At 69.4% G+C, this 12,235-nt stretch carries 11 protein-coding genes; 3 read left to right on the top strand and 8 right to left on the bottom strand.

The features are described 5' to 3' along the window. Window positions 1–82 precede the first annotated feature (82 nt). Together ACZ6TI_RS02175 and ACZ6TI_RS02170 are read left to right on the top strand one after the other, a co-directional pair. Window positions 83–775, top strand: a complete 693-nt coding sequence (locus ACZ6TI_RS02175; protein WP_465343128.1) for a TetR/AcrR family transcriptional regulator — start codon at window positions 83–85, stop codon at window positions 773–775. Between the two features lie 11 nt (window positions 776–786). Further along, a complete protein-coding gene (locus ACZ6TI_RS02170; protein ID WP_465343127.1) occupies window positions 787–2,406 on the top strand; it encodes a phytoene desaturase family protein in 1,620 nt (539 codons plus the stop codon). Between the two features lie 25 nt (window positions 2,407–2,431). Here ACZ6TI_RS02170 and ACZ6TI_RS02165 read toward each other — a convergent pair whose 3' ends face one another. Continuing rightward, window positions 2,432–4,429, bottom strand: a complete 1,998-nt coding sequence (locus tag ACZ6TI_RS02165) for an MMPL family transporter (RefSeq protein ID WP_465343126.1) — start codon at window positions 4,427–4,429, stop codon at window positions 2,432–2,434. A gap of 240 nt (window positions 4,430–4,669) precedes the next feature. Beyond that, a complete protein-coding gene (locus ACZ6TI_RS02160; protein WP_465343125.1) occupies window positions 4,670–6,226 on the bottom strand; it encodes a Rieske 2Fe-2S domain-containing protein in 1,557 nt (518 codons plus the stop codon). Window positions 6,227–6,353: 127 nt separating this feature from the next. Between ACZ6TI_RS02160 and ACZ6TI_RS02155 the strand changes: the two genes are divergently transcribed. Beyond that, window positions 6,354–6,581: a DUF2631 domain-containing protein gene (locus ACZ6TI_RS02155; RefSeq protein ID WP_465343124.1), complete on the top strand. Its 228-nt coding sequence runs from the start codon at window positions 6,354–6,356 to the stop codon at window positions 6,579–6,581. Window positions 6,582–6,608: 27 nt separating this feature from the next. Here the strand turns inward: ACZ6TI_RS02155 and ACZ6TI_RS02150 are convergent, their stop codons facing one another. From ACZ6TI_RS02150 to tsf, 6 genes are all read right to left on the bottom strand, one after another. Continuing rightward, on the bottom strand, window positions 6,609–7,586 hold the full coding sequence (locus tag ACZ6TI_RS02150; protein WP_465343123.1) for a DivIVA domain-containing protein: 978 nt from the start codon (window positions 7,584–7,586) through the stop codon (window positions 6,609–6,611). Window positions 7,587–7,623: 37 nt separating this feature from the next. Beyond that, a complete protein-coding gene (gene rlmN / locus ACZ6TI_RS02145; protein WP_465343122.1) occupies window positions 7,624–8,802 on the bottom strand; it encodes a dual-specificity RNA methyltransferase RlmN in 1,179 nt (392 codons plus the stop codon). Window positions 8,803–8,846: 44 nt separating this feature from the next. Continuing rightward, window positions 8,847–9,794, bottom strand: coding sequence for a phosphatidate cytidylyltransferase (locus tag ACZ6TI_RS02140; protein WP_465343121.1), 948 nt, complete (start codon window positions 9,792–9,794; stop codon window positions 8,847–8,849). 128 nt (window positions 9,795–9,922) lie between these two features. Next, window positions 9,923–10,480, bottom strand: coding sequence for a ribosome recycling factor (gene frr / locus ACZ6TI_RS02135; protein WP_465343526.1), 558 nt, complete (start codon window positions 10,478–10,480; stop codon window positions 9,923–9,925). Between the two features lie 52 nt (window positions 10,481–10,532). Beyond that, the gene (pyrH, locus tag ACZ6TI_RS02130; protein WP_465343120.1) at window positions 10,533–11,294 is read right to left on the bottom strand and encodes a UMP kinase; all 762 of its coding nucleotides are present in this window, start codon (window positions 11,292–11,294) and stop codon (window positions 10,533–10,535) included. A 106-nt stretch (window positions 11,295–11,400) separates the two neighbouring features. After that, window positions 11,401–12,231, bottom strand: a complete 831-nt coding sequence (gene tsf / locus ACZ6TI_RS02125; RefSeq protein WP_465343119.1) for a translation elongation factor Ts — start codon at window positions 12,229–12,231, stop codon at window positions 11,401–11,403. Window positions 12,232–12,235: the final 4 nt, after the last annotated feature.

Raw genomic sequence — 12,235 nt, 5'->3', positions numbered from 1 at the left:
TTGGCAGCTTGCGTGAACGCCGTTTACTCTTTCAACGGCGTTCGCGTGAGTCAACGCTGACAGCACAGGGAGATCTATGACGATGGCCACGCCGAGGCGGCGCGATCGTCTGCGCGAGGCGACCGTCGCGGAGATCAAGCAGACCGCCCGCCAGCTGCTGGTCGACGGTGGCCTGCCGGCCGTCTCGCTGCGCGCCATCGCCCGCGAGATGGGCATGACCGCGCCGGCCATCTACCGCTATTTCGACAGCCTCACGGATCTCACGCTGGCGCTGGTAACCGACCTCTTCGGCGAGATCACCGCGGCGGTCGAGCAGTGCGCCGCCGAGCACGCGGCAGACGATCCACTGACCCGGGTCGGCCACATGGCCCGCGCCTTCCGCGCCTGGTCGCTGGACCACCGCAGTGAGTTCGGGCTGGTCTTCGGCAGTCCGAAACCGGGTCTGCCGGAGCGCTGGGGCGAGCTCGAGCACGGCGGCGCCCGGTTCTGCGAGGCGTTCTTCACGGTGCTGGACGAGCACTATGCCGAGAAGCCGACCGAGGGCGACTGGGCCGAGATCGCCACGGTCGAGCTCACGCACACCTTCCAGCCCTATTTCGACACCTTCGGCGAGCGCTTCCCGCTGCCCGTGGTCTATCAGTTCGTGTCCAGCTGGGCGCGGATCTATGGGCTGATCGCGATGGAGGCGTTCGGGCAGCTGCACTGGGCGGTGACCGACGCCGGCCCGCTCTTCGAACTCGAGCTGAGCCGGATCCTGCAAACTTTGGCGCGCTAGGCTCGCGAGCCATGACAGCGATTCCGGCAGCAGACGCGGCGGCGATCCCGGCCCGCGCCGACGTGGTGATCATCGGTTCCGGGCACAACGGTCTGGTCTCCGCGATCCTGCTGGCCCGCGCCGGCCTCGACGTGGTGGTGCTGGAGGCGGCCGGCGTGCTCGGCGGCGCCACCCGCACCGAGCGCCCGTTCGCCAAGGTGCCCGGGCTGGGCCAGTCGACCGGGTCCTACCTGCTCGGCCTGATGCCGCCCGAGCTGTTGCGCACACTCGACTTGGACATCCCGGTGCTGCGCCGCGATCCGCACTACTTCCTGCCCACGCCCGGCCCGGCCGGTTCGCCCTACCTGCTGTTCGGCAGCGACCGCGAGGCCACCCGGGCGCAGATGGAGCGGTTCTTCTCGCCGCGTGACGTGGCCGCGGACGAGGCGATGGCGGTGGAGATCGCCGCGCTGCGCGCCGATCTCGCACCGGCCTGGTTGCAGGAGCCGGCTTCGGTGGAGGAGATCGCCGAGCGGCACATCCGCTCCCCACTGCAAAGCACATTCATCGATCTCGTACGCGGCTCCGTCGCCGATTACCTCTCCCGCTTCGGCTTCAAGTCCGAGCTGCTGATGAGCATGTACGCGGTGACCGACGGCATCTCCGGCCTGAACGCGGGCCCGGACGACCCCGGCACCGGCCACAACTTCCTGGCCCACAACATGTGCCGGCTGCCCGGCTCGGACGGCACCTGGATGATCGCGGCCGGCGGCATGGGCACGGTGTCGCGCACCTTCGCCGACGCCGCCCGCGCGGCCGGCGCCCGGATCCTGACCGGCACCCCGGTCACCGCGGTGACGGTGGATGACAACGCCGCCAGCGGGGTGGTGCTGGCCGACGGCCGCAGCGTCTCGGCCCGGGTGGTGCTCGGCAGTTGCGACCCGTTCAAGCTGATCGACCTGGTCCCGGAGGGCGCGCTGCCGGCCGAGCTGACCACCCGGATGGCCGCGGTCAAGCGACCGGGCACGACCATGAAGGTCAACCTGGCGCTGCGCGGCCTGCCCCGGTTCTCCTGCCTGCCGGAGGGCGCGGCCTCGCCGTTCGGGTCGACGATCCACCTGCTGCCGGGCTCGGCGGGGCTGGCCGACATGGCCGCGACCGACTCGCCGATGGCCGCGCTGCGGGCGATGTGGGCCGACGTGCAGGCCGGCCGGCTGCCCGAGGAGCCGACCATCGAGTGGTACCTGCACACCACGGTCGACCCGTCCCTGCAGGACGCGGACGGGCATCACTCGTCCGCGCTGTTCGTGCAGTCGGTGCCCTATGAGCTGGCCGGCACCACCTGGGACGAGGCCCTGCCGGGCTATGTCGACAAGCTGCTGGCCATCTGCGACAAATACGCGCCGGGCACCACTGACCTGGTCGCCGACACGATGCCGCTGACCCCGCCGGGCATCGAGAAGCACTTCGGCATCACCGGCGGCCACATCCACCACGTCGACAACACGGTCATGTTCGACCAGCGGATGCCCTATGCGACCGGCCTCGACGGGCTCTATGCGGGATCGGCGGGCGCCCACCCGGCCGGCAGCGTCATCGGCGCCGCCGGCCACAACGCCGCCAAGCGCATCCTCGCCGACCTGGGCCGCTAGGGCTCACGAGCCGCTGAGATGACGGTCATGCGTCCGAAACTGGTCCAGACGCGGCAACGACTTCGTGTCGGACCGGAGTGATCAGGCGGTCGCCCTCGATGTCGGGATCGGGCAGTGCCCGGTCGAGCCCGTCCGGCAGCCACCACGCGGAACGTCCCAGCAGCGCGAGCACCGCCGGCACGATCGTCATCCGCACCAGGAAGGTGTCGGCCAGGACCGCGACGGCCAGCCCGAGCCCGAGCATCTTGATGGAGACGTCCGGGGCGAACACGAAACCGGCGAAGATGCCGACCATGATGATCGCGGCGGCGGTCACGGTGCGCGCGCCGGCCGAGAACCCCTCGATGATCGCGCTTCGCGGATCGGGACGGGCGACGTATTCCGCGCGCATACGGAGCACGAGGAACACCTGGTAGCTCATGGCGATGCCGAACGCGATCCCGGCGATGAGGATCGGCAGCAGGTTGGCGATCGGTCCGGTCGCGGGCACTCCGAGCAGGCCGTTGAGCCAGCCCCACTGGAACACCGCGACCATGGCGCCGAACGTCGCTCCGATGGTGAGCAGGAAACCGAGCGTCGCCGTGACGGGCACCAGCACGGATCGGAAGACCATCATGAGGAGCGGGAGGGCCAGCGCGGCGATGAATCCGAGGTAGGGCAGCAGGTAGTCGCTGATCTGCTCGGACGTGTCGATGTTCAGGGCGGTGAGGCCGGTCACCGAGACGCGGCCGGGCAGGTCGGAGGTCGCCTCGCGGATCGCCCGGACGAGGTCGGCGGTGGCCGCGTCGTTCGGGCCGGTCCGGGGAATCACCTGGACGAGCGACACCGCGCCGGTGTCGGAGGCGAGCGGCTGATATGCGACTGACACACCGGGCAGGGCGGTCACCGTCGTGTGGACCTCAGTCCCGTCCGCGCCCTCCACGACCACCATCAGTGGACCGTTGTATCCAGCGCCGAGATGCTTGGAGATCAGGTCGTACGCCTTGCGTTGAGTCGAGTCCACCGGGGCGGTCCCGTAGTCGGGCAGACCCAGCCGGAGGCCGAGAGCCGGGACGGCGGCGATGCCCAGCACCGCGACCCCGATCACCAGAGCGGCCATCGGGCGGTGCAGCACGAGCATGACCCAGCGGTGGCCGGCAACCGTCCGTTCGCCTGCCTGAGCGGTGTGCCCACGCCCAGCGGGCCGGTGACCCGCGAAGCCGAGCACCGCGGGAAGGAGGGTCAGCGAGATCAGGACCGCCACGGCTACGACACCGGCGGCTCCGAGGCCAATCCAGGTCAGGACTGGGACCCGGACTGCGGTCAGCCCGACCAGCGGGATGATCACGAACTGGCCGGCGACGACGACGGCGGAGCCGGCGGTGGCGACCGCCCGACCGGCGGCATCCGCACCATGGCGCCCTCGGGCGAGTTCGGAGCGGTAGCGCGAGGTGATGAGCAGGACGTAGCCGAGCCCGAGCGCGAGTCCCAGCAGCAGCGCCAAGGCGCTGATCTCCGCGGTGCCGAGCTCGGGCTCGGATTCGAGCGCGTCACCGTAGCCCTCGACGGTGAGCCCGGCGGCGCGGCTCTCGGTGATGGCTGTGGTCAGGGCTTCACGCGCCGCCACGGTGAGTTCGTCCGGCGGCACGACGAACAAAATCCCGATCGTGCCGAGCCGGCCGTCCTCATTGACAGGCATCTCCGCCTGGGTGGTGACGTTCCAGATCTGCGGCACTGCGCCGAGACGCTGGATGAGGCCGGCGACGGCATCCTTGCCGGGCGACTCGGCCAGGGTCGCCCCCTCAGCGGCGACGACCAGGAACAGAGCCGTCGCGTTGCCGGTCGTGGCGCTCGGAAACTCCCGCTCCAGGACGTCGAGGGTCCGCTGCGCTTCGGTGCCGGGCACCTGCAGGCCATCGGTGGCCGGGCCGGTCCACCAGAATGAGCCGCCGAGAATGACGCCCGCGGCGATGATCCAGCCGGCCAGGACAAGTCGGCGCCTGCGAAATGAGAAGGTGCCGAGGCGGTACAGCAATGCGGCCATCGGCTGCGGCTCCTGAGTGGACGGCCGGAAACGGGTCGGGCGCGAGGACGACCCGGCCAGGATCCCACTTCTGCGGGCGGTCGCCAACGCGTGTGGCAAGCACCGGCCACCATGCGGATGCGAGGTGGGCGGTGAGCCACTCACTCAGCCGGCAGGGCGTGGGCCACCGTCAGGTGGGTCCCCGCCCGGTCTCCGCGGGAGCGACGGCCGGTGACACCCACCCAGCGGGGCGATGAAGGTCTATTCGCTCTTCTTCTCGGCTCGGATCTTGTGGCCGACCGAGGTCAGGCAACGGCCCGAGGGCAGGTCGAACTTCCAGCCGTGGAGCTGGCAGGTCAGCACGTTGCCGTCGACGATGCCGAAGCGGCTCAGGTCGGCCTTGAGGTGGGGGCAGCGGCGTTGCACGGTCCAGTCGCCCAGCTCGGTGTCCTCCGCGTCGACCGAGCGTTCGTGCTCGTCATACCAGCCCTCGGCGTATTGCAGGCGCTCCTCGGAGAGGCACTTGAAGAAGGCGTAGACGAATTCGTTGTATTGCCCGATGCGGGCGGCGGAGAAGCGGCAGGACAGGAAGAGCGAGTTGACCCAGTCGCCCTCGTCGATGTGGATCAGGTGCTCGATCAGGGCGCGGCCGGTCTTGAAGCGGTAACGCACCTTTTCGTCGGCGTAGGGGCGCACCTGCTTGCCGGGGAAGTCCACGACGATCGACTCGACCACCTCGCCGTCGGTGCCGAACGAGTCGGTGAAGTCGAACCGGACCGGACCGCCGACCCCCTTGGCCAGATAGATCGACTCCTCCAGGAGCGGCTCGATGCGCTTCTTGAGCTCGCCCAGCACGTCGATCTCGGGGTGTCGCCAGGACGCCTTCTCGGCCTCGATGATCGGCCGCTTGCGCTCCCGCATCTCCTCGAGGTGGACCTGCTTGTCGGCGAAGAACTCGTCGACGTCGGTCGGGTGCGTGGTCGTCGCGTCCTTCTCGGACAGTTCGGTCACGCTGCCGGGGAGCAGCACGATGCCGTTGGTGCCGCCGACCTTCGCGTATTCCGACATGAAGACCGACTGGTCCGGAAAGATGTTGCCCTCGTCGCCGAAGATGTCGTTGAACTGCCACAACTCGTCGTCGAGGAAGCACGGCGGTCCGGCGATCGGGAAGACGTGCGACGCCTTGAGGTCGTCGATGTAACGCCAGGTGCGGTCGAACTGGCGGTCCCGCTTCTGCTTGCCGAACGCGCGCTTGGCCGACTCGGGCAGCTCGTAGACCATCGGGTACCAGATCGCGCCGGAGAACTGCAGCATGTGCGCGTGCACGTGGCCCAGCTCGGCGAACGTGGTCAGGTCGGTGGGGCGGGCGTCATTCTGGTTGAGCACCCGGATGCCGTCGTGCTCGACCCACAGTGAGGAGTCGCCGATCGGGCCGTCGGTGGGGCTGATCAGCGCCTGGATCATCACCTTGAGGCCGCCGTCGAGCTCGTGCACCTCGTTCGACTTCGTCTTCAGAAATTTGGTGAAGCCCAGCTCGCGCAGCTCGTCCTCGAGCTGACTGGTGGGGTATTCGGGCAGCAGCACGGTCGCCTTCTTGCTGATGTGCTGCCGCAGGTTTTGCGCGTCGAAGTGGTCGCGGTGCAGGTGCGACACATAGAGATAGTCGACGTCGCCGAGCGTCTCCCAATCGAGCTGCGAATTGTCCGGGAACGGGAACCAGGAGGCGAAATATGCAGGGTTGACCCACGGGTCGCACAGAATGCTGCCGGCGGCCGTGTCGATCCGCATGCTCGCGTGCCCCGTGCCAGTGATCCGCACCGTAGAACTCCCTCGGTTCCGACTTCCGACGGCATCGAAGGTACCGGGTGCGGGTTGGTGGGCTGCGCGCGGAGCCGTCGTGCGAAAATGATGCGGAAGATCGTTCACGCCGCAGGAGGGCCGCATCGTGGCTGAAGAGCCGGTTTACGCACCCGACCAGCTCAAGCCGGGCAACCGCAAATGGGCCCGGCGCGGAGCGCTGGGATCGGCGGTGATCATGCTGATGTATTTCTGGGGCAACCACGAGGGCAACACCGAGAACATCTACCTCTTGCTCACCGCGCTGCTGCTGATCGGCATCGTGATCGGTGACGCGGTGCTGCGGCGCAACGGTCTGCGGCCCAACGATCAGTGATCGTGCCGGGGGCGCTGCCCCCGGCCCTCACCGGCGTCGCAGCAGGATGTCCTTGACCTCGCGCAGCGCGGCGTCCACCTCGGCCTCGAAGTAGCCACCCGGAACCAGCCCGAACTGCAGCGTGTCGAGCTCGTTCTCGGGGACCGGCATCGGGCCGCGGCCGGACATCGCCTGCAGGATGCTCTCGAAGAGCCGGTCCACCTGCATCGGGTCGTAGCCACTGCCGAACCGCCGCGGCTGGAAGGTGCGCCGCAGCTGGTCGACGCGATAGAGCTCACCGTTCGCCCCGGCGGGCGGGCCGCCCATCGGAGGGCCGCCACCCATCGACGGGCCGCCGCCCATCGGCGGACCCGACATCGGTGAGGCCGACATCGGTGGGCCGCTCATCGGCGAGGGGCCATAGCCACCGCGGTCGCGATCGCGCTCCCGCTCGGGCATCCGGATCTCGGCGGTCATGTCGGTCCGGCCGTGCCGGCCCGGCTCGAACGACTCATAGGACCCGGTGTCGTAACCGCCGGGGGCGCTGCGCTGGGGCTGTCCGCCGTAGGACGGCTCCTCATAACCACCGCGGCCGTAGGTCGGCTCGGGGGCGGGAGCGGGCATCTGCTGGCGCTGGGGCATCTGGGGCGGCATCTGGATGCGCTCGGTGGGCGGAGCCGGACGGCCGACCGACGGGCCCATCCGGTCGACCGGCATGCCACCGCCGCCGGCCGCGCCGCGCATCGGCTCGGGCTGCATGCGGGGGTCGGGCGCCCGGCCACCGCGCTCCTCGAACTCGGCGAGCTGCCGCTCCACCCGGTCGAGGTGCAGGTCGACCTGCCACTCGTCATAACCGCCGAAGCGCACGCGGAAGACCACGTCGTGCACCTCCTGCGCGCCGACCGGGGGGCCGATCTGCTCGCCGGCCAGGGTCGCCTCCACCCGGTCGAGGAAGCTGTCGACCTCATCCACCTTGTAGCCGCGCCTGAGCGCGCGCCGGCGGAAACGCTGTCCCTGACTCGTCACAACGTCTCCCACTCCGCCTGCTGGGTTCTCAACCCAGTCACTGTGCCACCTCCGCGTCGGCTGCGGGGCCCCCTGCGCCCGCCTCCGTCACCTCACTCGCGGCCAGTTGGCCGCACGCGCCGTCGATTTCCCTGCCCCGGGTGTCGCGGACCGTGGTCGCGACACCGGCCGCACGCAGCCGGGCGACGAATTCGCGCTCGACCGGCTTGGGGCTGGCATCCCACTTGCTGCCCGGCGTCGGGTTCAGCGGGATGAGATTCACATGGGCCAGCTTGCCGTGCAGCAGCCTGCCGAGCAGGTCGGCGCGCCAGGGCTGATCGTTTACGTCCCTGATCAGGGCGTATTCGATGGAGATCCGGCGTCCGGTCTGCGCCGCGTAGTCGAACGCGGCTCCGAGCACCTCGGCCACCTTCCAACGCTGGTTGACGGGCACAAGCTCATCGCGCAGATCATCATCGGGGGCGTGCAGGGACAGCGCAAGGGTCACCTGAAGCTCTTCGGCGATCAACCGGCGCATTGCGGGCACGAGCCCCACGGTGGAGACGGTGATGTGCCGTTGCGAAAGTCCGAGGCCCTCCGGCGCCGGTGCGGTGAGGCGGCGGACCGCCTCGAGCACCCGCGGGTAATTGGCCAGCGGCTCGCCCATGCCCATGAAGACGACCCGGGAGAGCCGCGGCGGTGAGCCGGTGACCGCGCCGGACGCGGCCACGCCGGCCAGATAGACCACCTGGTCGACGATCTCGGCCACCGAGAGGTTGCGGGTCAGCCCGGCCTGGCCGGTGGCGCAGAACGGGCAGGCCATGCCGCAGCCGGCCTGGCTGGAGACACAAGCGGTGACGCGGTCCGGATAACCCATCAGCACGCTCTCCACGAGCGCGCCGTCGTGCAGTTTCCACAGCGTCTTGCGGGTCGCGCCGTCGTCGCAGGCCATCTCGCGGACCGGGGTGAGCAGCTGGGGCAGCAGGTCGCCGGTGAGCCGCTCGCGGGAGGCGGCGGGCAGGTCGGTCATGTCGGCGGCGTCGCGGACCAGCCGGCCGAAGTAGTGGGTGGAGATCTGCTTGGCACGGAAGGCCGGCTCACCGAGCCCGGTCACGGCCGCTTTGCGGCCCGCCAGGTCGAGATCCGCCAGGTGGCGTGGGGGCATGCTGACCCGCCTCCTGGTGCGGACGGAGTCAGGCGTGTCGGGGCTGGTCGGGATGACCGGAAGAGTCGTCATGGCGCTCCCAGTCTCCCACGCCCGGCCGGATCGTCACTCATCGCTTATCCCGGCGGCGAGATCAGTGTCAGCAGCAGATATGCCGTCGGCACCGCGAACAGGATCGAGTCGAGCCGATCCATCACCCCGCCGTGCCCGGGCAGCAGCCGGCTCATGTCCTTGATTCCCAGGTCGCGCTTGAGCATCGACTCGGCCAGGTCGCCGACCACCGCGACCACCGAGATCACCGCGCCGAACACCAGACCCCAGTAGAACGGGATGTCCAGCATGAAATACATGACGATCGAGCTGCCCACGGCGGCCGCGACGACCGAGCCGCCGAAACCCTCCCAGGACTTCTTCGGGCTGATCGCCGGGGCCATCGGGTGCTTGCCGAGGAAGACGCCGGCCGCGTAGCCACCGGTGTCGGACAGGATCACCGCGATCAGCGTGCAGAGCACCCGCCAGTCGCCGTCCTCGGTCGGCTGGGCGAGCAGGATGCCGAAAGTGAGCAGGAACGGCACGTAGACCGTGATCAGCAGGCTGGCCCGGAAGTCGGTGCGGAACTGTCTCGGGCGATCGGCCAGGCGCCAGACGACCGCGGCCAGCACCGTCACCACCAGCCCGAGCACCACCGCGTCCTCGCCGGCGAACCAGCCCAGCCCGGCCATCAGCAGGCCGCCGCCGATCAGCGGGATCAACGGCGGCTCGGCGCCGGTGATCCGCAGCGCGCGCGACATCTCCCAGATCGCCACGCCGGCGGCGAGCGCGATCAGACCGAGGAAGGCCGGCTTCCAGAACTCCAGCGACGCGAGCACGGACAGGCCGAGCGTGGTGCCGACGGCCAGCGCGGCGGGCAGGTTGCGACCCGCCCGCCCGGCGGTCTTGGCATCGGCCCGGCGCTTGCCCGGACCACGCTGCCCGGCGGTCAAGGCGAACTCCGCCTCGGACGTCGAGGTCGCGGCGGTCGGAGCGTTCCACTCGGGGCCGACCTCCGGAACCGCCCGCGGCACGTCCGCCAGGCTCTCCGGCCGCTTCTCCTCGGCTGGAGCCCAATAGGCGGCATAAGGCCCCGGTGCGTCCCCTGGGGACGACTGGTCATCTGAGGAAGGCGGCCCGCCGCGGGGATCGAGGTAGGACATCAGACCTCGAGCAGCTCGGCTTCCTTGTGTTTGCTCAACTCGTCGACGACCGCCACGTACCGGTGCGTCACGTCGTCGAGTTCCTTCTCCGCGCGCCGGCCGTCGTCCTCGCCCGCCTCGCCGTCCTTGACCAGGCGGTCCAGCTGCTCCTTGGCCTTGCGACGGACATTGCGGATCGCGACCCGGCCCTCCTCGGCCTTGCTGCGAGCCACCTTGATCATGTCGCGGCGCCGCTCCTCGGTCATCTGCGGCAGGTGGATGCGGAGCTGGGTGCCCTCGTTGTTGGGGTTGACCCCGAGGTCGGAATCACGGATGGCGCGCTCGATCGGGCCGAGTTGCGACGCGTCGTACGGCTTCACGATCACCATGCGGGGCTCCGGCACTCCCACCGACGCCATCTGCGTCACGGGGGTCGGGGCTCCGTAGTAGTCGACGACGATCTTCGAGAACATCGCCGGGGTGGCGCGTCCCGTGCGAATCGCGGCGAACTCCTCCTTGGCGTGCTCGACCGCGCTCTCCATCTTCTCCTCGGCCTCGAAGAGGATCTCCTCGATCACCGCTGCGTCGCCTCCTCGGCTCATTCGTGCTGCTCAGATTTGGGTTTGGTGCTCAGGCGGTGATCAGGGTGCCGATCTTCTCGCCGCTCACCGCGCGGACGATCGTGTTCTCACCCTGGGCGCCGAAGACGAGCATCGGCAGGTCGTTTTCCTGGCACAGGCTGAACGCTGCCTGGTCGGCCACCCGCAGACCCTGCTGCAGGACGCCCGCGAAGGTGATCCGCTCGATCTTCCGCGCCGTCGGGTCGGTGCGCGGGTCGGCGGTGTAGACGCCGTCCACGCCGTTCTTGCTCATCAGCACCAGGTCGGCGTGGATCTCCAGCGCGCGCTGGGCGGTCACCGTGTCGGTCGAGAAATATGGCATGCCGGCGCCCGCGCCGAAGATGACCACGCGGCCCTTCTCCAGATGCCGGATCGCGCGCAGCGGGATGTAGGGCTCCGCGACCTGAGCCATCGTGATCGCGGTCTGCACCCGCGTCTCGATGCCTTCCTTCTCCAGGAAGTCCTGCAGCGCCAGGCAGTTCATCACCGTGCCCAGCATGCCCATGTAGTCCGCGCGGGACCGGTCCATGCCGCGTTTCTGCAGCTCGGCGCCGCGGAAGAAGTTGCCGCCGCCCATCACCACGGCGACCTGCACGCCGCGCCGGATGACCGTGGCGATCTGGCCGGCGATGCCCTGCACCACGTCGGGGTCGACACCGACCTGGCCGCCGCCGAACACCTCGCCGGACAGCTTGAGCACCACCCGACGGGGCCTCGCGGGCGAAGCCGCTGGATCGTCGACCCGAACGGCCTGCTCGGTCACCATCGTCATGAGATCCGCCCTCCCCATCCGGCTTTCTGCAGAGACCCTATGTGACGAGGAGGCCGGGCGCAGAATCGCGATCCCGACCTCCCCATCCCGAAGGCTGTGTTACTGCTTACTCCTGGCCGACCTCGAAGCGGACGAACCGGGTGATCTCGATCCCGGCCTCCTTGGCGACCTGGGCCACCGTCTTCTTGTTGTCGGTCACCGACGGCTGCTCGAGCAGGACGTAGTCCTTGAAGAAGGAGTTCACCCGGCCCTCGACGATCTTGGTCAGCGCCTGCTCCGGCTTGCCCTCCTCGCGAGCGGTCTGCTCGGCGATCCGGCGCTCCGACTCCACCGTCTCGGCGGGGACGTCGTCCCGGGTGAGGAACTTCGGACGCATCGCGGCGATCTGCATGCCGATCCCGCGGGCGTCCGCGTCACCGGCCTCGTCGGTCTTGCCCGAGTACTCCACCAGGACGCCGACCTGCGGCGGCAGGTCCTGCGCCTTGCGGTGCAGGTAGATCGCCACCGTGCCGTCGACCTCGGCGAACCGGTTGACCACGATCTTCTCGCCGATCTTGGCGGAGAAGTCCTGGATCGCGTCGGCCACCGTGCGGCCGTCGGCCATCGTCGCGGTGCTCAGCGCCGCGGCGTCGGCCACCTTCTGGGCCGCGCCCAGCTCGACCAGCTCCTGGCCCAGAGCCACGAAGTCCGGCGTCTTGGCCACGAAGTCGGTCTCGCAGTTGAGCTCCAGCAGCGCCTTGCCCGAGTGGGCGACGATGCCGTTGGCCGCGGTGCGGCCGGCCCGCTTGCCGACGTCCTTGGCGCCCTTGATGCGCAGGAACTCGACAGCCTGGTCGAAGTCACCGTCCGACTCGTCGAGCGCCTTCTTGCAGTCCATCATTCCGGCGCCGGTGAGGTCGCGGAGCTTCTTCACATCCGCGGCGGTGTAGTTAGCCATGACT

The sequence above is a fragment of the Actinoplanes sp. NPDC051388 genome (assembly GCF_055586225.1).
Note: the sequence above shows the minus strand (reverse complement) of the source record. Positions and strands in the feature narration are given on the sequence as shown.

What these genes read in the sequence shown, in the direction of transcription:
- tsf (WP_465343119.1), bottom strand. Translation starts at nt 12,231, where the DNA reads ATGGCTAACTACACCGCCGCGGATGTGAAGAAGCTCCGCGACCTCACC.
- ACZ6TI_RS02165 (WP_465343126.1), bottom strand. Translation starts at nt 4,429, where the DNA reads ATGGCCGCATTGCTGTACCGCCTCGGCACCTTCTCATTTCGCAGGCGC.
- pyrH (WP_465343120.1), bottom strand. Translation starts at nt 11,294, where the DNA reads ATGACGATGGTGACCGAGCAGGCCGTTCGGGTCGACGATCCAGCGGCT.
- ACZ6TI_RS02170 (WP_465343127.1), top strand. Translation starts at nt 787, where the DNA reads ATGACAGCGATTCCGGCAGCAGACGCGGCGGCGATCCCGGCCCGCGCC.
- rlmN (WP_465343122.1), bottom strand. Translation starts at nt 8,802, where the DNA reads ATGACGACTCTTCCGGTCATCCCGACCAGCCCCGACACGCCTGACTCC.
- ACZ6TI_RS02175 (WP_465343128.1), top strand. Translation starts at nt 83, where the DNA reads ATGGCCACGCCGAGGCGGCGCGATCGTCTGCGCGAGGCGACCGTCGCG.